The organism is Microcystis flos-aquae FACHB-1344 (assembly GCF_014698375.1).
Classification (GTDB): domain Bacteria; phylum Cyanobacteriota; class Cyanobacteriia; order Cyanobacteriales; family Microcystaceae; genus Microcystis; species Microcystis aeruginosa.
This window is the reverse complement of the sequence record NZ_JACJSW010000123.1, coordinates 36,312-59,985: the sequence shown is the minus strand read 5'-3', so window position 1 is coordinate 59,985 and position 23,674 is coordinate 36,312. Positions and strand designations below refer to the sequence as shown.

At 44.5% G+C, this 23,674-nt stretch carries 24 protein-coding genes; 13 read left to right on the top strand and 11 right to left on the bottom strand.

The genetic code is table 11. The features are described from left to right. Positions 1 to 70: 70 nt before the first annotated feature. Positions 71 to 952 carry a universal stress protein gene (locus H6G48_RS10560; RefSeq protein ID WP_190721559.1) on the bottom strand — a complete coding sequence of 294 codons (882 nt, stop codon included), beginning with the start codon at positions 950 to 952 and terminating at the stop codon, positions 71 to 73. A 133-nt stretch (positions 953 to 1,085) separates the two neighbouring features. Beyond that, positions 1,086 to 1,286 carry an NblA/ycf18 family protein gene (locus tag H6G48_RS10555; protein WP_002791926.1) on the bottom strand — a complete coding sequence of 67 codons (201 nt, stop codon included), beginning with the start codon at positions 1,284 to 1,286 and terminating at the stop codon, positions 1,086 to 1,088. A 709-nt stretch (positions 1,287 to 1,995) separates the two neighbouring features. Here H6G48_RS10555 and H6G48_RS10550 point away from each other — a divergent pair. The 5 genes from H6G48_RS10550 to H6G48_RS10530 all read left to right on the top strand — a co-directional run bounded on the left by H6G48_RS10550 (position 1,996) and on the right by H6G48_RS10530 (position 5,946). Beyond that, positions 1,996 to 3,282, top strand: coding sequence for an RNA-guided endonuclease InsQ/TnpB family protein (locus H6G48_RS10550; protein ID WP_190721557.1), 1,287 nt, complete (start codon positions 1,996 to 1,998; stop codon positions 3,280 to 3,282). A gap of 44 nt (positions 3,283 to 3,326) precedes the next feature. Then, a complete protein-coding gene (locus tag H6G48_RS10545; RefSeq protein ID WP_147073274.1) occupies positions 3,327 to 3,854 on the top strand; it encodes an RNA recognition motif domain-containing protein in 528 nt (175 codons plus the stop codon). 72 nt (positions 3,855 to 3,926) lie between these two features. Next, the gene (rpiA, locus tag H6G48_RS10540; protein ID WP_061431129.1) at positions 3,927 to 4,637 is read left to right on the top strand and encodes a ribose-5-phosphate isomerase RpiA; all 711 of its coding nucleotides are present in this window, start codon (positions 3,927 to 3,929) and stop codon (positions 4,635 to 4,637) included. 741 nt (positions 4,638 to 5,378) lie between these two features. Next, a complete protein-coding gene (locus H6G48_RS10535; RefSeq protein ID WP_197533163.1) occupies positions 5,379 to 5,708 on the top strand; it encodes a hypothetical protein in 330 nt (109 codons plus the stop codon). 73 nt (positions 5,709 to 5,781) lie between these two features. Then, positions 5,782 to 5,946 carry a hypothetical protein gene (locus H6G48_RS10530; protein ID WP_190721554.1) on the top strand — a complete coding sequence of 55 codons (165 nt, stop codon included), beginning with the start codon at positions 5,782 to 5,784 and terminating at the stop codon, positions 5,944 to 5,946. A gap of 108 nt (positions 5,947 to 6,054) precedes the next feature. On the opposite strand, the gene recF is transcribed toward H6G48_RS10530, so the two are convergent. Continuing rightward, a complete protein-coding gene (recF, locus tag H6G48_RS10525; protein WP_190721552.1) occupies positions 6,055 to 7,182 on the bottom strand; it encodes a DNA replication/repair protein RecF in 1,128 nt (375 codons plus the stop codon). A gap of 173 nt (positions 7,183 to 7,355) precedes the next feature. Here recF and H6G48_RS10520 point away from each other — a divergent pair, with 173 nt between their 5' ends. Beyond that, entirely contained in the window at positions 7,356 to 7,928 is a 573-nt protein-coding gene (locus tag H6G48_RS10520; RefSeq protein WP_190721550.1) for a DUF2808 domain-containing protein, read from the top strand. A 101-nt stretch (positions 7,929 to 8,029) separates the two neighbouring features. Here H6G48_RS10520 and H6G48_RS10515 read toward each other — a convergent pair whose 3' ends face one another. Further along, positions 8,030 to 8,674, bottom strand: coding sequence for a Uma2 family endonuclease (locus tag H6G48_RS10515; protein WP_190721548.1), 645 nt, complete (start codon positions 8,672 to 8,674; stop codon positions 8,030 to 8,032). Positions 8,675 to 8,990: 316 nt separating this feature from the next. On the opposite strand from H6G48_RS10515, the gene H6G48_RS10510 reads away from it, so the two are divergent. Together H6G48_RS10510 and H6G48_RS10505 are read left to right on the top strand one after the other, a co-directional pair. Continuing rightward, positions 8,991 to 9,161 carry a metallothionein gene (locus H6G48_RS10510; RefSeq protein ID WP_002754961.1) on the top strand — a complete coding sequence of 57 codons (171 nt, stop codon included), beginning with the start codon at positions 8,991 to 8,993 and terminating at the stop codon, positions 9,159 to 9,161. Positions 9,162 to 9,259: 98 nt separating this feature from the next. Further along, on the top strand, positions 9,260 to 9,631 hold the full coding sequence (locus H6G48_RS10505) for an ArsR/SmtB family transcription factor (RefSeq protein ID WP_199328787.1): 372 nt from the start codon (positions 9,260 to 9,262) through the stop codon (positions 9,629 to 9,631). Here H6G48_RS10505 and H6G48_RS10500 read toward each other — a convergent pair. Beyond that, positions 9,628 to 10,416, bottom strand: a complete 789-nt coding sequence (locus H6G48_RS10500) for a pentapeptide repeat-containing protein (RefSeq protein WP_190721546.1) — start codon at positions 10,414 to 10,416, stop codon at positions 9,628 to 9,630. The two genes, H6G48_RS10505 and H6G48_RS10500, sit on opposite strands and share 4 nt — an antisense overlap. Before the next feature lie 201 nt (positions 10,417 to 10,617). Between H6G48_RS10500 and H6G48_RS10495 the strand changes: the two genes are divergently transcribed. After that, the gene (locus H6G48_RS10495; protein ID WP_190721545.1) at positions 10,618 to 13,680 is read left to right on the top strand and encodes a DEAD/DEAH box helicase; all 3,063 of its coding nucleotides are present in this window, start codon (positions 10,618 to 10,620) and stop codon (positions 13,678 to 13,680) included. On the opposite strand, the gene H6G48_RS10490 is transcribed toward H6G48_RS10495, so the two are convergent. The 5 genes from H6G48_RS10490 to H6G48_RS10470 all read right to left on the bottom strand — a co-directional run bounded on the left by H6G48_RS10490 (position 13,677) and on the right by H6G48_RS10470 (position 17,872). Next, positions 13,677 to 14,549 (bottom strand): DUF6515 family protein, encoded by an 873-nt coding sequence (locus H6G48_RS10490; RefSeq protein WP_190721542.1) that lies wholly within the window; start codon positions 14,547 to 14,549, stop codon positions 13,677 to 13,679. The genes H6G48_RS10495 and H6G48_RS10490 overlap by 4 nt on opposite strands. Before the next feature lie 203 nt (positions 14,550 to 14,752). After that, on the bottom strand, positions 14,753 to 14,995 hold the full coding sequence (locus H6G48_RS10485) for an AbrB/MazE/SpoVT family DNA-binding domain-containing protein (RefSeq protein ID WP_002772118.1): 243 nt from the start codon (positions 14,993 to 14,995) through the stop codon (positions 14,753 to 14,755). 91 nt (positions 14,996 to 15,086) lie between these two features. Next, positions 15,087 to 15,863 (bottom strand): DUF2092 domain-containing protein, encoded by a 777-nt coding sequence (locus H6G48_RS10480; RefSeq protein ID WP_190721540.1) that lies wholly within the window; start codon positions 15,861 to 15,863, stop codon positions 15,087 to 15,089. A gap of 32 nt (positions 15,864 to 15,895) precedes the next feature. Continuing rightward, positions 15,896 to 16,558, bottom strand: coding sequence for a potassium channel family protein (locus H6G48_RS10475; RefSeq protein WP_190721537.1), 663 nt, complete (start codon positions 16,556 to 16,558; stop codon positions 15,896 to 15,898). Positions 16,559 to 16,690: 132 nt separating this feature from the next. Next, positions 16,691 to 17,872, bottom strand: a complete 1,182-nt coding sequence (locus tag H6G48_RS10470) for an RNA-guided endonuclease InsQ/TnpB family protein (RefSeq protein ID WP_190721535.1) — start codon at positions 17,870 to 17,872, stop codon at positions 16,691 to 16,693. Between the two features lie 184 nt (positions 17,873 to 18,056). Here H6G48_RS10470 and tnpA point away from each other — a divergent pair, with 184 nt between their 5' ends. Both tnpA and H6G48_RS10460 read left to right on the top strand, forming a co-directional pair. Next, positions 18,057 to 18,476 carry an IS200/IS605 family transposase gene (gene tnpA / locus H6G48_RS10465; protein WP_190721533.1) on the top strand — a complete coding sequence of 140 codons (420 nt, stop codon included), beginning with the start codon at positions 18,057 to 18,059 and terminating at the stop codon, positions 18,474 to 18,476. A gap of 830 nt (positions 18,477 to 19,306) precedes the next feature. Then, on the top strand, positions 19,307 to 19,768 hold the full coding sequence (locus H6G48_RS10460; RefSeq protein WP_002780536.1) for a hypothetical protein: 462 nt from the start codon (positions 19,307 to 19,309) through the stop codon (positions 19,766 to 19,768). Here H6G48_RS10460 and H6G48_RS10455 read toward each other — a convergent pair. Continuing rightward, positions 19,738 to 19,905 carry a hypothetical protein gene (locus H6G48_RS10455; protein WP_190721531.1) on the bottom strand — a complete coding sequence of 56 codons (168 nt, stop codon included), beginning with the start codon at positions 19,903 to 19,905 and terminating at the stop codon, positions 19,738 to 19,740. The two genes, H6G48_RS10460 and H6G48_RS10455, sit on opposite strands and share 31 nt — an antisense overlap. Positions 19,906 to 19,976: 71 nt before the next feature. Here H6G48_RS10455 and H6G48_RS10450 point away from each other — a divergent pair, with 71 nt between their 5' ends. After that, the gene (locus tag H6G48_RS10450) at positions 19,977 to 21,683 is read left to right on the top strand and encodes an SLC26/SulP family anion transporter (RefSeq protein ID WP_190721529.1); all 1,707 of its coding nucleotides are present in this window, start codon (positions 19,977 to 19,979) and stop codon (positions 21,681 to 21,683) included. Positions 21,684 to 22,061: 378 nt separating this feature from the next. Next, positions 22,062 to 23,456, top strand: coding sequence for a DUF2252 domain-containing protein (locus tag H6G48_RS10445; protein ID WP_190721527.1), 1,395 nt, complete (start codon positions 22,062 to 22,064; stop codon positions 23,454 to 23,456). Positions 23,457 to 23,674: the final 218 nt, after the last annotated feature.

Below are 23,674 nucleotides of genomic sequence, written 5' to 3'. Positions count from 1 at the left end.
CCTCTCTGTGTTCTTTGTGTCTCTGTGGTTTATCCAACCCAGCTAAACCAAGAGAGCCTTTTTTTCTAGCTTATCCCTTGGGGGAGAAAAATAATAAGGGGAACCACAGTTGATGAAGAATATCTTCATTAATCCGACGCACGGCTAACCATTCCAACATATTAGAACGATGGCAGGTGGCCACAGCGATCGCACTGATATCGTTTTCTTCTGCTGCCGTCAAAACTTCTAATACAGGTGTTCCTGATCGCACTTCGCTCTGTACTTGCAAACCGAGTTTTTCTAGTCGCGCTTGCACCGATTCTAATTCCCGACGGGCATCATTTAAACGGTATTCGGTGACACCGGGATCGCGACTGATATTTTCCACTACCCGGAGGAGAAGACATTGCTCAAAAGAGCCAGGGGAGCGAGTTTGAGCGTATTTTTCTATCTGTTCAATTAGATAAATCGCGTCGGGACTGCCATCGTAGGGAATTAATAAATGTTTCCAGAGATGCTGACAGCGCAGGGCTAATTCATCGTGAGTATAAACTGATAATAATTGCGGTCGGAAAATCAGCAGCGGAATATCGGTAATACCTGCGATCGCTAAACTGGTACTACCGAATAATTTTTCTTGGACGGCACCGCGCATGGGATTTCCCATCAAAATCACGTCAATAGAGTGATGCGCGAGGATTTCCCGCACGGCATCCACGGGACGACGGTTAGAGATTTCCAGACTAACTGTCATACCTGCGGGAATATTTGCTAAAGCTGGGGATAATTTTTCTTTGGCTGCGTCAATTTTTGCTTGATCTACGGTAGCTAGGGTGGGTTGTTCCCAAACCGGAATACTGTGGAGGAAGATAACTTGTTTTAAGCCGCTCAGGGCTAAGTGTGGCACACAATGGACAAGACGATGGAGACCATCGAAAAGATCTGTACAGATCAAAGCGCGCTCGAACATAAATTAACCCCTAGCAATTCGGTTATCCTTCCCTAAGAATAGCTAAAAAGGTGAAGAAATGCGCCCCGCATCCCTAGCTCGTTTCCGCAGAAACCCAGCTGGAGAAAGAGGTCGCCCGCAGGGGTGAAATGAGTTATTGGGAAGCCCAGGGATTAGAATCTAGACCCCACTGGTGTTTGAGAAAAGCTTTGTACATATTTTCTCTGACCATCATTTGTTCGTAGAGCTTGATCAGGAAATCCTGCGCTTGCTCCTGACTCATTTTTTCTACCTGAGTCTGAAAAGAACGAATGTTGAACTGTTGTTCTAAGGAAAGTTCGATCGGTTGAGACATGGTGTTCCTCCTCGATGAAGACAGTGGTTGATAACAAGCGAGATGGGTGATGGGTATCACCTTTTTTAACTAATGTAACAAATACTTGACAAAGTGTCAATGTATCTGTAGAGGGGGTTTTGCTTTTTCCCTCCCGTTAGCTAGGATACCCCGCCGCCAAAAGGAAAGAAGCATATAATGATACATTTAGCAAGAGTTTTAATAAAATTTTGCTTACTGTGAACAAATACTTAAGTAATTATACTTATTTTTTTCCATGGCAGCCCGGAGCGAGAGAAAATATTTGACAAATTGTGTAAACATTCTGTAATAATCGAAGAGAGCGACATAAATCGGGTAAGCTGAATGGTTGGGCCTGTTAAAAGCTAAAAACGTAACCCCTAGATCCCGTCCCTCTCGTTGAAATCGTTAAGGATAGTCAAAATTGACGGACACAGCCGCTATCGTGCAGAAACTACAAGCTTATCGCTGGGAAACATCCTCCTTAGCTCTGTTTGCCTTAAAAAAATCAGCATACAGGCACGGAATGTCGCACAAGTTTTTACCTAAAATGTCGGATGAATGCCCCCGCTACATTTTTCGACAAGATACTCAGCTTTGCGGGGGATGAAATCCGACCAGAATATCAACCGCAGAGCATCGGTTTAATTCCACCATCTGTGGGTAAACTGTGTTATAATTAACTTAGCCAAGGGTCGAGGATTGTTAGATGCTAGTCGTAGAAGCAAAGCTAAAAAACGGAACACCAGAGCAATATCACCGGCTTGATGAAGCTATCAAAACTTCTCAGTTTGTGCGTAATTCTTGTGTTCGTTATTGGCGGTCCAATCAAGGGACAACCCGCAATGATCTCCAAAAACTTTGCGCGGTACTAGCTAACAATAAAGAGACACCATGGGTTAATAAATTAAACTCTCAAGCTCGTCAATCGGCTGCTGATAGAGCCTGGCAATCAATTACTAGGTTTTACCATAATTGTCATGCTAAGATACCGGGAAAAAAGGGGTTTCCTCGGTTCAAAAAACATAACCGTTCGGTTGAGTATAAACTAACGGGCTACAAACTATCTGATAATCGACGTAAAATCAAGTTCACTGATGGCTTTAAAGCAGGAGAATTTGATTTATGGTGTAGTCAAAAGACCTTAGTTTATTATTCAGAGCAACAGATTAGACGGGTAAGAGTTGTTAGACGTGCTGACGGTTATTATTGCCAGTTTCTGATTGACGTAGAACGGCAAGAATACCATAAACCAACGGGACAAATAACAGGAATTGACTTAGGGTTAAAAGAGTTTTATACTGACGCTCAAGGCAATACTGTAGAGAATCCACGTTATTTAAGAAAGTCAGAAAAACGACTGAAAAAAGCACAAAGGAGATTATCAAAACAATTTCGCAAAGGAAAGAAACAGTCTAACGACTATCACAAGCAACGGATAAAAGTAGCTAGGCTTCATCTTAAAGTATCAAGACAACGTAAAGACAAAGCAATTAAAGACGCTTTGGCGTTAGTCCAGTCTAATGATCTGGTAGTCTATGAAGCTTTAAAGGTAAGAAACTTAGTCAAAAACCGTAAGCTTGCCAAGTCGATTTCTGATGCTTCTTGGTATCAATTCACTCAATGGTTGAATTATTTTGCCAAGATTTATCGGATTGTTTGTGTTGCTGTGCCGCCGCATTTCACTTCTCAAGATTGTTCAGTTTGTGGGACGAGAGTGCAAAAAACATTAAGCACTAGAACTCATCAATGTCCTAACTGTAAAACAGTCTTAGATAGGGATCATAATGCAGCAATAAATATTCTTAAAAAAGGGTTACAATACTTGGGAAATTATCTCAACGGTACTGTTGGGCAAACAGAAACCGACCCAAACGCCTTGGGAGAGTCCGGCCTCTGGATTCTTAATGGAGACATTGAGAATCTAAGCTGTCTCGTTGAACAAGGAATTTCTAACAGCAATGTGGAAAGAATCCCCCGTCACAGCGTAGCTTGACGGTGGGAGTATGTCAAATCAACCTATACTTGGAGGAATCCATCATGTCCGTTCGTCTATACGTTGGTAATTTGCCCAAAGAATCCGTCGAGCGCGAAAAATTACAGGCGCTTTTTGCCGATGAAGGGGATACGATTACCACTAAAGTCATCAAAGATCGCAAAACTGGCAAATGTCGCGGTTTTGCCTTCGTTACCGTCCCTAGCGATGAACTAGCTGACCAGTTTATCGAAAAATACAACGGTCAATCCTTCATGGAAAACCCGATCAAAATCGAGAAAGCTCTCCCCCGGAGCAAGGGAGGTAAAGAAGAAGGAGAAGAAGCAGAAGGGCCGGAGGCCAGCGTAGAAACCCCGGAAAAAGTCGAAAGACCGACTCCGAAACCGACGACGGCAGCACCGCGCAAATCCAGTAGTGGTGGCGGCGGCGGCAAAAAACGCAAGGCTGAACGGGGTGGCAGTAGTACCCCGAAAGTTACCGGCGATGGTGACGCTTTACAGCCAGATCCCCGTTGGGCTAATGAATTGGCTAAACTCAAGGAAATGTTAGCAGCTCAGGCCACTAATCCCTAATTGCATTGACAAGAGGGCAACGGATAGCCGATAACTAAGAGGTTCAAAACATCGCTTTTAGGAATGTGCATCATGACAGCAATCGATCCGGTCATTCTCATGAAACAGGAGGTCGGTAAAGCCGCCGCTAATCTAGTTCAATCTCATTCGGTCGTGGGATTGGGAACTGGTTCAACAACGGCCTACGCGATCGAGTATCTGGGCGCTAGACTGCAAAGCGGGGAAATCAGCAATATTGTCGGGGTTCCTACTTCTTTTCAAGCGCAAGTTTTGGCTAGGAAGTACGGAATTCCCCTCACTACCCTCGATGTCATCGCAAAGATGGATATCGCTATCGATGGGGCCGATGAGGTGGATCCCCAGAAAAACCTGATTAAAGGCGGCGGTGCTGCCCATACTCAGGAGAAAATTGTCGATAGTCTCGCCGATATTTTTGTCGTGGTAGTGGATGGCAATAAGCTGGTGGATAAGTTGGGATCGACTTTTCTTTTGCCGGTGGAAGTGTTACCCATGGCCATGACTCCGGTGATGCTGAAATTAGAGGCCCTCGGTGGTAAACCTTCTCTGCGCATGGGAGTGAAAAAAGCTGGCCCCGTGGTGACAGATCAAGGCAATTTAGTTATCGATGTTAAATTTGATAGTATCGATGATCCGGCTGATTTGGAAAGAACTATTAATAATATGCCGGGGGTTTTAGAAAATGGTTTATTTGTCGGGGTTGCTGATCTGATTCTCGTCGGTGAAATTATCGACGGTAAGCCGGTAGTCCGCGAGATTAGGTAGGATTAATTATTCTTAATCTAATAGTGAAACAGGCCTGCGGCCTGTTTTGTTATTATGGGTATATACAGACAAAGAAAAAAGTCAAGGACGTTTTACCAGACCCATCGTTAGGGGGAATCGAGCAATTTTGGCTCAAATAATATTTGCTTTTAGCTAATAACAAATCTCTAGCTATTGCCAGAAGTCAATACCTTCGAGAGTTAACCCTCAGAATCGGAATTACCTGAAGCTAGGCAAGGGAGGTGATGTCGAGATGATTACACGAGATATCCCCAAAAGCGACAACCCGATCACGGACTGCTTTTCCCATCTGTACTAACAAAAATAGTTCTATAGCTGAACTGTATGTCTTTCGTTACTAATTCAATTTCATCGAAAAACTATGGGAGAATTAGAATCATTTCTATTCGAGTAAATCCCTTGACTAGAAAAGTTTTCAGCTTCGATATAATGATATAAGGGAGCATCTCACCTTTGTAACCCTTAAATCAGGTTTTTATGTCAAGCTATTTTGAAAGCCTTGCTAGAAAACAGTTTTAGGTATAAGTATAATTACTCACTTGCATAAATGAGATGCTCCCCGATATAGTATTATGTAGATTTCTATTATGAGTTACCTATATGAACACAAATAACGACCGAAAACACCTAAGATTATTGTCAATATTTCATTACATTGTGGGAGGAGTAATTGCTTTTTTCTCTCTTATTTTCTTGGGTCATTTTTTTATAGGAATAAGCATGATTACCTCCCCTGAATCATTCCCGATGGAGCCGTCGGGAGAGTTACCCCCCAAAGCATTTGGATATCTATTCGCCGCTCTAGGTGCAACAACAGTACTGCTAGGAGAAGCTTTAGCGATTTCTGCGATTTTTTCGGGTCGATTTCTCAGCCGTCACAAGAAATACTGGTTTTCTTTTGTGATAGCTTGCATCCTCTGCTTGTTCACCCCGTTGGGTACAATTCTCGGAGTCTTCACAATTATCGTCCTTTCCCGCCAATCGGTTAAGGAGCTATACGGACTTTCTAACAGCAACAATTTAGCCAGCAATCAGGATGACCGCGATTGACAGCAATGGTCTGTAAATAAAGGTTCATAAGCTTGAGATCGTATTATGGTAAGAATCTACTATCCGAGAAATCTTGAATTTTGACACCTTACAATTTTTTGGGCAGAACCATGGTTGGTACTTGGAAGCTGGTGGTGAATGGTTAGTAATTTATCAATTAAACCAAACAATTAAACCAGAATATATGAGAAATTTTCTAGAGCAAACTACCGAGATATCGCAGCTATTTACTGAATGAGTAGCTTTAGTTTAGGGTTAAACTGCTGAGGTGACTAGAGAGTGGAAAGATAGGGAGAAAAACCTGATAACTGATAACTGAATATGGCTGAAGGCTGGTGGCTATAGGCTAATAAAAAATATGTCCCTTTTTGACAGAAAATACTTGGGAAGATTGCAACCAACGGGACTCAAAAGAACTGAGATGAGTGGTGGTAATTAAAGTTTGAAAACGGTCTTCGATCGCATCTAATAATTGATTTTGTCGTTCGATATCTAATTCCGCTAAAACATCATCGAGGAGTAGTAGGGGAGGTTCCCCGATAATCTGCTCTAATAACTGTAATTCCGCTAATTTTAAGGCTAAAACTAAGGTTCTTTGTTGTCCTTGGGAACCGTAGGATTTAGCGGGGTTTTGGTTAATTAAAAAATCCACTTCATCCCGGTGGGGACCGACTACCGATGTCCCTAGTTGTTTCTCTGCCAAACGACGGGTTTCAATCTTATCTAAAAAAGCCCTTTGTACCCCATTGACATCATCTTCTACCCAAGGCACATTGGGAATATATTGTAATTCTAAAAGTTCGGTTTTTCCGCTAATACTTTCGTGCCATTTTTGGGCTAAAGGAATTAATCTTTGCAGGACTCGCGCCCTTCTTCTCGTTACTCTTGAACCGGTTTCTGCTAGTTGTAAATCCCAGAGTTTTAGCTGGGATAAATCCCCATAAACTTTTCCCTCTAATTCCTGTTTACGAATCTCTTTTAAGAGAGCATTTCTTTGTCGTAAAACCTGATTATATTGCTGTAAAATATGAACGTATAGGGGTTCTAATTGAATTAATAAAGTATCTAACCAATCTCGGCGAGCTTCCGGACCACCGCGCACTAAATCCAGATCGAGACTAGAAAATTGTACCGCATTAATCACGCCCAAAAAATCGAGATGACGGCGCAGGGGTTGACGGTCGCGGATCACGGTGCGACGACCGGAAGAACGGAGAATTAAACTTAATTCTGATGCTCCATAAAGACGATTAACCCTAGCAAAAATTCTCGCCTCCGAGTCCGATTCTAGCACCAGATCCCGATCCTTGCTGACTCGATGGCTCTTGAGAGTGGACAAAAGTTCGATCGCTTCTAGTAAATTGGATTTTCCCTGAGCATTATTGCCCAATAATATTGTTTTTTTGGACTCGAATTTTAGCAACTGTTCGGCATAATTTCTAAAACTGTGAAGATGTAGGTGTTCGAGATACATTGCAAGTTGGGGGTTAGCTGTTGGGGGTTGGGGAAGTGAGAAGTGGGGTGTGGGGTGTGGGGGAGTGGGGAGAAAACAACTGATAACTGATCACTGATAATGGCAGCGGTTTAGGGTTAAGTGAATTTGGTATAATTGCCCTTGACAATCAATATTTTATAGTAGCTTTTACCTTGAAAATTCCTTTTTTGCCTTTAAAACAGACTGAAAGTCTATCTAAACTCGCTTTGATTGCTATACTCGCTTTTGATGCTTCTGTGTCTCTCGCAGGACAATTTCCCGATGGCAGAGTATTTTTTGAGAGTTCTCCCACTCTGGTTAATTTCTCCGCTACTTTCCAATCCGTGCGTACTTGGGGGGCAAAATACTATCTTACCATCGCTCTACCGCCGTCTCTCGGGGCGTCCTTGGGTAAAGTAACCATACAACAGCAGCCTAATATTCAAACTATTGCTTTTCTTCTCGATCAAACCTTTGCTTTTCTTGGCGATCGCAATCAGCGAGGCGAAAAATTAACCCTAAAATCCACTACTTTTGACCCCAATACTCAGACGATTACGGTCATTTTTGATCCTCCTGTCCCCCCCGGTAATACCGTTTCCATCGGTCTGAAACCAGTACACAATCCCGATTATGGTGGTATCTATCAGTTTGGAATCACTGCTTATCCCCCCGGGGACAATTCTCCCGGATTAGCTCTAGGAGTCGGACGTTTAACAATTTACGATGCTGGCGATCGCTGGTAGGCCGTTCTGCATCTAAAAACAGCAATCAGTGAGCAGTAATCAGTGAGCAGTAAAAAGACAGTAGGAAACCTCAGTTCCCTGACTTCGTTCTTGATTTGAGGTCAAGGATTAAGCGTTTGCTTGACCCAAATTCGGAATTGTTTTAATGCCATGGCACTACCGATTTTTTGACTATTTTGTAGCGTTTCTGGAATTTTTTCTATTAGATTAAATTGAGAAAATATTCGGCTTTGGGAAGATTCAACATATTCTGATCCTTGCAAAACACTGATTTCCAGTCTCTCTCCATTATATCGCCACAATTCAGGAACACCCAATCGCTCATAATTATTAAATCGGGTTCGCTTAGTAATATCAATTTCAATTGCTAAATCGGGAGGGGGATCAATAGCCAAATCAAGGCGCTTTTTTCCCCTGACAGCAGCACAATTTTCGATATAAAAAGACTCATCTGGTTCTATTCCTTGATCCATTTGTTGATTTTTAAAGGTTGTTGATCCGGCGGGTTCATAGTCTAACCCTAATTCATCTAGGAGAACTTTAACCAAATCCCCGATTAAAACTTTGGTATTTTCATGAATAAAAAGAGGAGTCATTGCTTCTAAAGTTCCCTGACTATAAGATAGACGAATTGACCGTCGATCTCCCAATTCGTCAAGAATTGTTTCATAATCTTGCCAAGTGAGTGAAGTTAACAACAGGTGGTCGCCTGGAGTAACAGTTAGTTGTTTTAATGCTAATAACATCAGAATTTGTCGGCTCAGTTGTTATAATTGGGCGGTTTAGTCAGTATTTAACTTTTTTCTACCTTAGATTATATTATATAGCCGTTTTCATCAGAATGAGGCATGGGCAAGGGGCTTAAACTCTTTGTTGGCAAAACTTGTCGATACCTCAGTAACGTGAAAAGCTCTATATGCAAACTGAAAACTCAAATCTGATCACTGATCAAGGAGAACTTCCCACCCGTCTGAGTTTTAGAAAAATTTAACTTTATTCAATCCATGAACATCTGTTCAGATGTTATACTAAAGTCAGTAAAGAAGTTCCGAGGTAGTAACCATGATCGCTGTCACCATGATGAAATGTGCTTGTAAATCCTGTTTGTGTGTAGTATCGATCGCCGATGCCATCAAAGAAAACGATCAATACTACTGTTCCCAAGCTTGTGCCAATGGTCACGTTAACGAGAACGAGAAAGGCTGTGGACACCAGGGCTGTGGTTGCGTTTAAATTTAGTTATTGGGGAGAAGGGGACAAGTATCGGGATTGAAGATTCGATCGATACCTCCCTTTCTCAACTTTCCCTTAATAACCGATCAGGAAAAAACATGGCCATAGAAAAAATAGCACCGGTTTGTGGGGAATCCCATCACCAAGGGGCGAAATTCCAGAACTTGCAGGGATTAGAACTAGAAAAAGCCCAAAAAATGGCCGAATTTTTCAGCCTTTTGGGGGATGCCAACCGTCTCAGAATTTTATCGCTTTTAGCCAAACAAGAATTATGTGTTTGTGACTTAGCCGACGACTTAGGGATGAGTGAATCGGCCGTATCCCACCAGTTAAGAACCCTAAGAGCCTTAAGATTAGTTAAATACCAAAAACAGGGACGGAGAGTCTTTTATCGTCTTGCCGATCATCATGTTCTTGACCTTTATTACGCGGTCTCGGAACATTTAGAAGAGCCAGCGGACGAGGATTAAAACAGTCCCAAAGCGGGTAAAACAAACTGTAAGAGCAGAGAACCAATCCCCTGCACCATTTGGTCTAATTGAGCGTTGCCACCACCTTGTTCTCGCGGTTTTAGGGCGATTTCCATGCCTTTAATAAAATTCTCTGCCGCTTCGTAACCGGGGGTATTACCTTGTCGTTCAAAGAGAGTCGAAGCCATTTGAGCGTCCTGGGCCGCTAGAGCATTTTGTCCCAGACGATAGTGAGCCATGGCCCGGGCCAGATAAGCTGGAGCATATTCTGAGTTAATTGTCAAGGCCTTATTAAAATTTTCTATAGCGGTGCTGGTGCGTCCCTGTTTTCCTTCCACCATCCCTAGACCATAGAATAGTTCAGGAGTACCGGCACTACTGGGAATTCCCACCGCACCCTGCACGTATGCAGTGTCTAGTTTGGTGTTGTCGAGGTTAGCATTATTGAGATAAGTGCCTCTTAAATCCGCACCCGTCAAGATTGCCCCGGTTAAGTTCGCTCCAGTCAGATTAGCACCAAAAAGAGAGGCTCCAGTTAAATTTGCGCCACTCAGATCCGCCCCACTTAAATTAGCTTGACTAAGATTGGCCCCGACGAGATTGGCCCCATTTAATTTTGCCCCGACTAGATTCGATTGCACTAACCCCGAACCGCTCAGATCGCATTGGGGACATTTTCGGGTGGATAATAATTGCTGTAGGTGGTTTAGATCTTCCGTCTGACCAACTAGGGAGAAGTTAAGGGGAAGACTGAGGACGAGGGTGAGGGCGATCGATTTGTACATAGTTTAAAAAGAACTCTATTTATTCTTATTGATAATAACCATGCGATCGGGGCTAATCGCTTAACTAGATTCTGCTTGAGAAATCAGCCCTTGTCCACTAAAATAGAAGATTAGAGGCTCTTAAGGTCAGAAGAAGCGACAAAATCGAGATTTTTTGCCTTTTCAACAGCAGGTTTTTTAGAGGAATTTCCCTATTTCATAATGACTACTCTACACGGTAATTGGCTGATTCGTTCGCAAGATAGTGTTTTTTTTCTTTGGGGTGAACAGTGGCAAGGGAAGGAATTAAGTGAAACAAAGGAAAATCATCCTTTTTGTCTAGAATCTGGGGCATTAGCCCAATTTATCGAGAAATTTTCTCCTCAGCTTGACCGCTATTCTCCAGAATCAATCAAGCTCAGTTTACCTAGTTATTCTCCCCCAAGGAAAAAATATTTTTTACCGCTGCTGTCGGGGCAAATTCTCGAACCCACAGCTAAATCCTTGTCTTGGCAACCATGGCAGGTATCGGGATTAACTTTTTCTGCGGGGATGATAGTGCGGTTATGGGAGAAATTACCCCTAGCTAAGGCCGAATTTATCGGCAATGATCTACGATTTTGGCTGTATTTGCACCGTTGGAGTTTAGATTTATTAGCAAGGGGGAAATTTTTAGCAGGAATAAATCAAGGTAAAAGTTGCTGGTATCCCCTGCTAGATAGTACCATCGATCGCACTCGTTTAGCTAAGTTTATCCAAACCATCCCCCCGGTTTGTCTTGCCTATCAAGAAAATAGCGAACCACAAACAATTATTCTCGATTGCTTAAAAAATATTGTCGATGCTCGTTTGCGACAAAAGATAGATAGTAGTGTTAATATTTCCCCCTCATTGATGGTGAAACCCTGGCTACAATCTTTAAGCGGTGATCATCATGACATTGCCTTAGAAGCCAAGAATTTACAGCGTCTAGAAAATGCTTATAATAACTGGGTGTTTCCTATCCAAGAAAGTTTAGTTAATGGCAATAATCGCCAATTAATCGAGAATCAATACCGTGTCTGTTTATCTTTACAACCTCCCAGTCTAGGGACAGCGTGGAAACTCACCTATTATTTACAAGCGTTAGATGATCCCGAATTTCTCATTAGTGCCAAGTTGATTTGGTTAGAGGGCAAAGAAAGTTATCATAGTTATCAAAGAGTTGTCAATAATCCCCAGGAAATTCTCTTAAAAGGATTGGGATTAGCGGCGCGATTGTACGAACCGATTAGAATTAGTTTAGAGCAGAGACACCCGGAGGAATGTTCTCTTGATTCGATCGAAGTTTATCAGTTTATTCGCTCGATCGCTTGGCAATTGCAAGAGCAGGGATTAGGGGTAATTTTGCCAACGGGTTTAACTGCCGGTAGTAATGAACAAAGATTAGGAATTAAGATTGCTGCCAGTGTAACTCCCAAAAAAGGAGAAAGATTAAGTTTAACCAGTTTATTAAACTTTCAGCTTAAATTAGTGGTAGGGGAACAGGAAATATCGAAAAAAGATTTTGATAAGTTATTAGAGAAAAAATCGCCAGTGGTGGAAGTGGGAGGCAAATGGTTAATCCTACAACCTACGGATGTCAAAGCAGCTCAGGCAATTTTAAATAATACCATCGCTCCCCTGAATCTCTCGGTGGAAGATGCTCTGCGCTTGAGTTCAGGAGATAATAATCTAATTGCTAAACTGCCGGTAGTTAATTTCCAAGCGGAGGGAGCATTAAAGGAATTAATTGATAATTTAAATAACAATCAAGGGATTCAATTAATCAACCCACCGCGGGAATTTCGGGGGGAATTACGTCCCTATCAAATCAAGGGAGTTAGTTGGTTAGCTTTCCTAGAAAAGTGGGGTTTAGGTGCTTGTTTAGCCGATGATATGGGTTTAGGAAAAACCCCGCAATTAATCGCTTTTTTACTAGCATTAAAAGAACAGGATATGTTAGTTAATCCCGTGTTAGTGGTGGCTCCCACTTCTGTGGTCAATAACTGGGAACATGAATTAAGAAAATTCGCTCCCACCCTAGCTGTTTTTGTGCATCATGGCGAAAAAAGATTAAAAGGTAAAGCTTTTGCTCAAGCGGTAAAAAATCAATCGGTTGTTATTACCAGTTATCCTTTAATCTATCGCGATCTCTCCACTTTAGAAGCAGTACAATGGCAAGGTTTAGTTTTAGATGAAGCTCAAAATATTAAAAACTCTACGGCTAAACAATCCCAAGCAGTGCGAAAAATACCCGCAGGATTTCGGATTGCCTTAACGGGAACTCCCGTAGAAAATCGCCTGACGGAATTGTGGTCAATTTTGGATTTTCTCAATCCCAATTTTTTAGGAACTCAAGCCTTTTTTCAGCGCCGTTTTGCCCTTCCCATTGAAAAATACGGCGATCAAGAATCCCTGCATAATTTACGTTCCCTTGTCCGTCCCTTTATTTTACGGAGATTAAAAACCGATAAAAATATTATTGAAGATTTACCAGAAAAACAGGAAATGAATATTTTTTGTGGTTTATCGAAAGAACAGGGACAACTTTATCAACAATTAGTCGAGACAACGCTCCAGAAAATTGAAGAAATTCAAGGAATTCAGAAACATGGATTAATTTTAACCTTGCTAATGCAACTAAAACAAATTTGTAATCATCCCGCCCATTTTTTGAAAGAAAATAGTTTAGAAACCAGTCAAAGATCGGGGAAATTATTACGTTTAGAAGCCATGGTAGAGGAAGTGATAGCAGAAGGCGATCGAGCTTTAATTTTTACACAATTTGCCGAGTGGGGAAAACTCCTACAAACCCATCTCCAGAAAAAATTAGCCGAGGAAATATTATTTCTCTCCGGTTCTACCAAAGCAAAAGATCGGGTAGAAATGATCGAGCGCTTTCAAAATGATCCCCAAGGACCAAAGATTTTTATTCTCTCCCTGAAAGCGGGGGGAACAGGATTAAATTTAACCCGCGCTAATCACGTTTTTCATATCGATCGTTGGTGGAATCCAGCCGTAGAAAACCAGGCCACTGATCGCGCTTTCCGCATCGGACAAAAACGCAATGTTCAGGTACATAAATTCATCTGTACGGGAACCCTAGAGGAACGCATTAATGAGATGATCGAAAGCAAAAAACAATTAGCGGAACAAACCGTAGATGCCGGGGAAAATTGGTTAACCGAATTAGATACCGATCGCCTGCGAGATTTATTATTATTAGATCGATCGGCAATTATTGATGAAGAAGAAACCGATTAGAAGCGAACCACCTGATAAACCGTGGAACCATTCTCAAACAGAGGCTGATAATAGATACCGCTACAATTGTAATAAAGCGTATTGTCAGCCGTAATTGTGGTGCAGCCGTCTGGGATATAGGTGACAATTGCGCCGATTGGCGGGGCCACCACCGTGTAGGAACTACCGCTAGGCTGAAGATAGATGCCGTCCGAGTAAATGTAGGAAGTGGAACCCACATAGACGGTATTGTAGTAGGGGGGGAGAGTGGCGATCGCTGAACCGATGACTAAGCCGGTGGTCAAACCCACCCAACCCCAACCCGGGGGGACGTAATAACCGCCACCGTACCAACCGCCACCACGCCAGTAACCGTTGCGATTATCGTCAATAAAGTTCTGACGGTTCTGTTGGCGATCGCTAACCTGCTGCTGCCGTTCCCCCTGTCTTTCGCTGCGTTCCCCTTGACGGGTATCGGTTCTTTCGCTGCGTTCACCCTGCCGGTTTTGTTGACCGGTTTGCCGTTCACCCTGTCTTTCGCTGCGTTCCCCTTGACGGGTATCGGTTCTTTCGCTGCGTTCACCCTGCCGGTTTTGTTGACCGGTTTGCCGTTCACCCTGTCTTTCCGTGCGTTCCCCTTGACGGTTTTGTTGATTAGTTTGTCTTTCCCCCTGTCTTCCAGAAAAATCTCTAGAGGGTTGGGAACGATTACTAAAATTCCCTCGGTTTTGCAGATCACTACTGCGGTTGACCCGTGGGGAAGCTCCACCACCCCCACGACTACCACCACCACCGCCACCGCGAGCGTCCACATAATCCGTTACCAGTAAACTTGTACCCAAGAGGAGGGCGGCAAGAACACATAAGTTTTGACGTAAAGATCTTTTCATGGCCCGGACTCCTTGATTTTTTTATCTTCCCAGATTATTTTCTGCAAGCGTTCGACGGTTTCTGGTGCAAAAAAACGGGCGTTGCTGAATCAAGGTATGAATGCCAACTTTGCATCAGATGCAAAAGTTAGTTTGGCTCTAGGTTTTAAAAATACCAGAAAAGAAGATTCATATCTCAAATCAGCAACGCCTTAGAATGTATGTCACCAAACCTCCTCTCCCATTGGCCGTCCCCAATCCACTTCCGGCTCCGGTGATTCAACAACCTCAGCCAGTAGTTCTTCTAGGCTTAACTCAGGCAAGGCTTGAATTAGCTCAATTACTAGCTTTCCGTTTTCCACAGAACATTCAACAACGTCATTGGGATTGAGGTTTAGTGCTTCCACCGCATACTTGGGAATCCGAATCGCTAAAGAATTACCCCAGCGTCCAATCTGCGACTTCATTATCCCACCTCGAATTCGTTAGATATTCAAAGTATATCAAAACGCTGATTTAGGGGAATACCGACAAGCGATCGCATTTTATGAACAGGGTTTACTGCTGGGATTGATTATCCCTAGGGGGTAAAAGTTCGATAGGGATCGACTCTGATCCCGGTTGGAAAGTGAAAGTATCGGCGGAGGTACTGGGATTAAAATTCCAGTCGGATAATATTGCCGTGTACTGGGGTGAACCGGGTAGAGTTTTATAGGTGATAATCGCTTTCCTCAGTAGGGGGGTGGCATCCTGCGTGACCCAGATTTGATAATCGCGATCGCTACCGATCAGCAGCAGATGATACATCGGTTCGCGGTTGACCATGTCGTTGCCGATAAAAATAATTTGCTTGACATCGGCCATTAGCTCTGCACAGGGATCGTTCGCTGCCAGATTTGACATGGGAATGCTGATCCCGTACCTTTGCTCTACTTGGTCTAAGGCTTCATCTAGAGTATTTGGTGCTGGTTTGGTGACGTATAGATCCCGTTCCAGATCCGCGAGGGTGAAGGTTTTACCGTCGTAAAAAAAGCGGGTAACTCGTTCATCCCCAGTGTAGTCCGAGCGCAGGCGATCGGGTTTCTCTACCCAGATGTTTTGATAGGCACTGTACTGAACTTTCGCCCCGGATTCGAGTACATCGTCATAGGTGACATCCATATTGACGGTGAACGATCGCTGTTTGGTTAAATTAGCACAGAGTTGCTCGATCACCTGTTCCGCCGTTTTTGGGCGGATTTCCTGGGATAGAGTCGGTATTTCCGCCAAGACTCCTGCGGCAGTGACCCAAGGCAAAAGTAAAGAAAGAATCGGCATAAAGCGACGCATAATCATCTAATATTCTCCAAGGCGCTGGATTGTTTTGGTTAACGACCATTGTGTAAACTGACTAAACGAGCGATAAAAACGGCGGGATAGAGAACTCCAGTCATTCCTTCTAAATTGGCTAGAACTCTAGCGACTTTACTGGTAGGAACTATATCACCGTAACCAACCGTGGCCAGGGTAGTAAAGCTGAAATGAAGTAGATCCGCCTGGTTGACGGTTTTAGCGGCGGAGCTAAAGGAATCGGGTTCAAAAATCTGGACGATACTATAAGCGGATGCCCAGAAAAATCCTAGGAGAAAATAGACACAAATTCCCCCTTTGATGATATCGGATGTTACCTGTTCGGCGAGAATTAATTCTTGTAAAATCGAGTACACGCATAAACTAATAAAAGCTAGAGAAATTAATGTACTAGACAGATCGAACCAACCGGTTAAATCCCTATAAATAGGGATAATCGTGCCGAATACTCGCAGGATGAGGGCAATTAGAAACAGACCGATATTACATCTTAAAGCCAATTTACTGCGATCGATCTGATAGACGGCGATGATCACAGAGAGGGAGAAGAAAAAGAAAACTAGCAAATCTCCGAGGGGTAGATATACTAAAAATGGGTAAATAATGTAGAGCAAGACTAGATTTGCCAGCAGCCGATTGTATTTATTTTCTGTTGCCCGCATCAATTGACGGAATTTCATAGCAGCGAACCTTTAATTGGTAATATTTCCTCCTGCTAATTAATTTTAAGGCTATTTATCTCCTATCTTCTTTCTAAATTTTCTTGCCTAATTGACGCTCCCATCGCACTCAAGCGCTTGGGGATTCCCTGTTCATCCAGTTACCTTATCTACTAAGCTTTCACTTAATAGACAGTGGGTAGTCTGTCTGAGGGCTTGAATTTCTGTCCGCCCGACAGTATTTGCCCGTGCGAGAATGTTTATAGCGGCGTTTTCGTCTCTATCCAAGACACACCCACAAGAACAAACATGAGTTCTTACAGATAATGTTTTCTTGACGATATTACCACAACTAGAACATTGTTGGCTAGTGTATTGTGGGTTCACCGCTACCACAAACTTCCCGTGTATTTTCCCAAAATAGTCTAACCAATCGGTGAACATTGACCAACTCGCATCTGAAATAGATTTAGCAAGCTTGGGATTTTTCACCATATTAGATACCTTCAAGTCCTCATAGACTACCAAATCGTTAGATTGGATTAACGCTTTTGCTGTCTTAACGGCAAAATCTGGGCGTTGTCTAGAAACTTTTAGATGAAGGCGAGCTACTTTAGATTTCTGTTTTAACCTTTTTTGACTTCCCTTTTTCTTTTTTGAGAGTTTACGCTGTGCTTTTTTTAAGCGTTTCTCCGCTTGACGAAGAAATCGTGGGTTATCAATTTTATCCCCATGAGAGTCAGTTAAGAAATGGTTTAAACCTAAATCAATCCCTACTTCTTTTCCTGTAGAGTCAAAGGTTTCTACTCTCTCAATGTCTAAGACAAATTGACAATAAAAGCCATCGGCTCGTTTAATAAGCCTGACTCTTTTGATAGTAGATTTATCGAGAATCTCACGGTTAAAAGTGCCGATTAACTTTAATTTTCCTATCCCTGTTTTATCCGTGATGTGGATAAACTTTTTGTCTTCTGTTAGTTTCCAACCAGAAGTTTTGTACTCGACAGACCTTGAAAACTTTTTGAATTTAGGATAGCCTTTTTTTGCCAAACCCCTTTGACAATTGTCGTAGAAACGGGATATAGAAAACCAAGCTCTTTCGGCACTTGCTTGACGAGCCATAGAGTTGAGTTTACCAACAAAAGAGAACTCAGGACTATTAGATAATTCGGTAGTTAGCCTACACAAAGTACCATAGTTAACTTTGTCTTCTTTGGTAGAGTCCATCCAAAATCTTAGACACTTATTCCGAATAAACTGTCCCACCCTGATCGCCTCTTGAATGGCTATTTTCTGGTGTGAATTGGTTTTTAACTTAAACTCTATGACTCGCATCGATTCGACCTCTCAATGTGTTAAGTAGGGAGGCACAATTATTTGTAGGATGGGTTAGCGGTAGCGTAACATGAGCAGGCGTTGGGTTTCATGCTTCAACCCAACCTACGTTCATCTTATATTTAATTCCACCCACCCACTTATATTATGAGTATAGTAATTCATTGTAAAAAGTGTCAATAGCATGAAGGCTAATTATTTTAAGACTCGTAGAGCCACTTTTAAACTCACCGTACATATAGTTCTTGTGACAAAATATCATCGGAAAGTATTCCAGAAAAAGCATTTAGAGTTTTTGAGAATAGTTTTTCAAAACATAGCTGAGAAATGGGAGGCGAAGGTAATAGAGATTAACGGAGAATCAGACCATATCCATATCCTTCTGACTTACCCACCCCATAAGCTGTTAAGTGGATTAATAGCCAACTTAAAATCAACTTCTTGCCAGCTGATGTGGGATAACTTTTCAGACCACTTGAAAGAGATATATGGTCAAGATAAGAGAATTTTGTGGACGGGGGCATATTTTGTGGCTAGTTGTGGCGGTGTCACAATAGACCAACTTAAGAAATATGTAGAGAATCAGGATTCCCCTGAATATTAGCTGTGCTTCGTCTCACTGAGCCTTTACATTGAGCCTTTACATTGAGCCTGTCGAAATGTGTCGAAATGTGTCGAAGTGCTGTTTTATCGAAAATTTGGGTTGAAAACCCCGTCCTTTTAGGACGGCTTTGTGTTAGGATTCTAGTGGTCTAAAAAACCCGCCCTATCATAGATACTCCTCCAATAAACATACTAGGTTGAAAGTCCTGCAACGGGTTGAGGATGAGTAAGGGGAAGCTGACGGCCGCTGGAAACCCCATGCTAGAGGCAAAACGTAACCTAGGTCGGTATGTACAAACCCAAAAAAGTATTGGTCGCCGGAGGACATACGTTCGACTTTAAATGGACGGGTCGGAAGGCATAAGACTACCGCTAAGGTAGCAGTATCCTGTGAAGCGTCAACCCCATTCAACGACCATCCTAAAAAGGTGGCGTGGTGAGGAATCACCGCTCGTTTACGGCGGTGAGTATGTCAAACTGGTCGGTTTTTCATCTCGTCGGTGAAACCGAGAGTTCCTTCAAACCGACATTTAAGGTAAATATTGAATCCTAGCTTTCTTGGGTATGTGAGCGGGGTTTGTGCTTGGTTCGGAGAGTAAAAACGAGGAGCAATTCTCTGAACATCTCACGGGTTGACGCACAAAAATTAACCCCAGAAGAAACAGGAGAACTCGCTCCACTGCGAGCGATAATGACCAAGTCCCGCGCCAAAAATTAGAATTAGTGAGAACTTTGGTCACGGAAAAAGTCAAGGCGGGACAATTAAGGCTTAATTATCTTTAATCGTCCCCGAAGAGCCAATTTTAGAAAAACTTAACGGGAAAAACTATCATGTTGACAAAAACTTTCAGCTTTCTCTGGGCTGGTTTAATCCTCGGACTGACCTCGATGGCCGTTGTCGCCAGTACCAAAGATCAGGCTACCGAACTTCCGAAAAACTGTCAGTACCTCAAGGAAGTAGCCACTAATCAGACCCATATCCGCAAACAGATCGATGCCATAGGAAAGAATAACTTTAACACCGATTTCGCCGTTCCCTCCGGGGTGAAATTCGCCTCTTTTAAGGGGGTAATGGTTCCCGAAAACGATGGCAAATACGGAGTGACGATCAATCTCAAATATCCCGATAATTCAGTCAATAGCGCCTTCCAGAAAAATGTCGAAATGAAACGGGGCGAAACCTATTCTTTACCCTTCCAATCACCCACGGGTAGACAGCCCTATCAGATTAATTTTAATATTAACGGCATGAATAATAACGCCTACACGATCGCGGTAATGGCCTGTAAATAGCGATCGCTTTTATTGATAACCCTCTGGAGAGGCGAGGAAAAACGCGATCGCTCGCCGACAGGAAAGTTTTCCGCCAGGGCTAAAGGTCGAGGTCGCTTTTGAAGGGAAAGTCCCGCAAAAAAGACATTCCCACTCACGGATATTTAACGCTTTCTTGCCACCAATATTCCCACAACGCCGAACTTCGATGACAGGAGAAGAGATGAGGATGCCTACTCGATTAAATTTTTCTAGGGAGCGGTTTTCCCTACCCGGGTTAAAGCGCCTGCGATCCTATCGCTCGGCCTGGTTGCGGGGAGATGTCATCGCGGGGATCACCGTGGCAGCCTATCTCGTTCCCCAATGTCTGGCCTATGCGGAACTGGCCGGAGTACAACCGATCGCCGGATTATGGGCGATCCTACCGCCGCTGCTCATCTATGCCCTGCTCGGTTCCTCACCACAACTCTCCGTCGGGCCGGAATCGACGACGGCAGTAATGACCGCCGCCGCTATCATGCCCCTCGTCGCCGGGGATAGGAGCAACTACGCCAGTCTGTGCAGTCTATTGGCCCTACTCGTGGGGAGCGTCTGCTGCGTCGCCGCTTTCGCCCGGTTGGGGTTTCTCGCCGATCTCCTCTCCAAACCGATCCTCGTCGGCTACATGGCCGGAGTAGCGGTGATCATGATCGTCGGTCAGTTGGGAAAAATTAGCGGGATGTCACTGAAAGCGGAATCGCTTTTCGGACAGATCGGGGAATTTTCGGGACATTTATCCGAGATTCACCCACCAACTCTGATTCTCGCCGCCGCTGTTCTAATTTTCCTGCTAGTGGTACAACGTCGCTTTCCCAATGCCCCCGGTCCTTTACTCGCAGTTCTACTGGCCACATCGGCAGTATATTTGTTCGATCTGAACGAGCGAGGCATCGCCGTGATCGGGGAAATTCCCGCCGGTTTACCGAGTTTGAAAGTACCGAGAGGTTTTTCTTCCCAGCAGCTCGTCTATTTACTCTCCTCGGCCATCGGTATCGCCCTCGTTGGCTATTCCGATAACGTCTTGACCGCCCGCGCCTTCGGGGCGAAAAACAACTATCGCATCGATGGCAATCAGGAATTACTCGCCCTGGGAGCGGTGAATATCGGTAACGGCATCATGCAAGGCTTTCCCGTCAGCAGTAGCGGCAGTCGCACGGCGATCGGCGATTCTCTGGGCAGTCGATCGCAACTGTTTTCCCTCGTGGCTTTTCTGATCGTGATTTTGGTACTCTTGTTCTTGCGCCCGCTGCTATCCCTGTTTCCGAAAGCGGCCCTGGGGGCGATCGTGATTTACGCCGCGCTCCGTCTGATCGAGATCTCGGAGTTCAACCGTCTGCGTTGTTTCAAAACCAGCGAGTTCCGATTGGCGCTCGTCACCATGTTCGGTGTCCTGGCCACCGATATCCTCGTCGGGGTGGGCGTTGCCGTGGGGTTATCGGTGGTCGATCTGTTCGCACGGCTGATGCGACCACACGATGCGGTTTTGGGGGAAGTGCCGAATCTGGCGGGCCTGCACGACATCGAGGATTGGCAGGGCGCGACGACGATCCCCGGATTGGTTCTCTACCGTTACGACGCACCCCTCTGTTTCGCCAACGCCGAGAATTTTCGCAAACGGGCAATAGCGGCGATCGAGGCGGAGGAAGTCCCCGTCGAGTGGTTCGTTCTCAACGCCGAAGCGATTCTAGATATCGATATTACGGCGGTCGATATGTTGAAAGAATTACATCGAGAATTAATCGGTAGTGGTATTACTTTCGCCATGGCGCGGGTGAAGCAAGATTTATATCAGCAATTAAAAAAAGGAGACCTATCCGAGACGATCTCGACCGAACGTATTTATCCAACCCTAGAGGAAGCGATCGAGGCGTTTCATCATCGGAAATTTTGGGTCTGAAACCCCGCCGTTCTAGGTTGGCTTTACGTTAGAATTAAAAGGCCAGTCTCGAAAACCAAGTGGACGGCGCAGCACCTTGAAAACTCGGCTTAGGGGGTTCCGACCAGAAAAGCTTGGCCGGGTAAAAAGTCGCGCGCAACAAGTACAAGAAGCTATAGGCGGTCAACGTACCGTGGGACACACGGAATCGGGCTTCTGAAATGGGGCGAAAGTCTGTGGACTCTGTGTAAGACAGTACATGGTTTTTTAACTGTGGTATGCGACGGTGGTGGAAGCAGAAACTTAAATCGTGAGGTTTAGGAATCGCCGCACTTTTAGGGCGGCGAGGATGTCAACTAACAGCAAGGGATGTAATCTCATTCAGGGGAAAAAGTCGCTATGAACCACCAAATAGAAACCCCGATCCGGTCACCCTCTCAAGCTCGATTCCGTTCACGGGAGGAACGCATCCAGATCGGTAAATCCCTGCGGGAGCGATTGCCGCGTTCTCGCCACGCTATCTGGCAACCCCCCGCAGCTGGTCGAGAGCCGATCGAGATCATCGAAGCATCAAATCGAGGGCGATTACAGGAATTGATTCCTATCCGCTACGGACGGATGTTGCGGAGTCCCTTTACCTTCCTGCGCGGTTCCGCTGCTTTGATGGCCTACGATCTGGCCACCACTCCCAAAACCGACATTATCGTGCAGGCCTGCGGGGATTGCCACCTCTTGAACTTCGGATTTTTTGCCACCCCCGAACGCAATTTAGTCTTCGATATTAACGATTTCGACGAAACCCTACCCGCACCTTGGGAATGGGATCTCAAGCGTCTAGTGGTCAGCTTTGTCATCGCCGGCAGGGATAGCGATCTATCCGATCGAGAATCGAAGGCAGCGGCGATCGATTGCGCTCGTTCCTATCGGGAACACCTGCGGGAATATTCTCGCCTCAGTCCCTTAGAGGTATGGTACACGCGCATAGGAGTAGAACAGGTGATCGAGATGGCTCCCGACGAAAAGACGCGGAAGTTGCGGGAACAGATGATGACAAAAGCCCGCGAGCGCATCATCGAACATCTCTACCCCAAGATCGTCACCCAAACCGCGGGACGCAATCGCTTTGTCGATCAGCCGCCCATTCTCTACCATGTCAACGAACCGGATTGGGAGACTCTCGTGCGTGAGGGTCTGGAAGACTATCGCCAATCCCTGCCAGAGGAACGCCGGGTCCTGTTTGATCGCTACCGGTTAGAGGACTTTGCCCTGAAAGTGGTAGGCATTGGCAGTGTCGGCACCAGATGTTATATCGCCCTATTTTTCTCGGAAGATAACCATCCCCTCATCCTACAAGTTAAGGAGGCTTGCCCTTCAGTTCTTGAACCCTATACCGCCAAGAGCCAGTACGAAAATCAGGGACAACGGGTGGTTACAGGCCAGAGATTGATGCAATCCTCTAGCGACATATTTTTAGGCTGGACCCAGGGAAGACGGGGCAATAACTTCTATTTACGGCAACTGCGGGATATGAAGTTTTCCCTACCCATTGAGGGAGTGTCGGCCGCCCAACTGCAACGCTACGCCGAGTTCTGTGGCTGGACCTTAGCCCGCGCCCACGCTAAATCTGGAGATGCGGCCACCATTAGCGGTTATTTGGGGAAAGGAGATCAGTTCGATCTAGCGATGGGTGAATTTGCGATCGCTTATGCCGAGCAGACAGAACAAGATCACGCCGCTTTGGTGGAAGCGGTCAAAACAGGACGGGTTGAGGCTTTGGTAGAAGAAGATTTATAGCATTAAGCTCTCAGCCATCAGCCTGTTATTTTTCGACCTTAGATTAGGGGCGCAAAGCTCGCGCCCCCAGATGGCAGCTGGTGTGATACTAAATCTGGTTATTAAAAACTGATTATCTATTGCCCCTTTTGCCTCTTTCCTCTTGCCCCCGCTCCCCACTTTCCTATACTTTTTAAACAGGATTTAGTATTATTGCTCAGTAGGTCAGATTTGCTCAC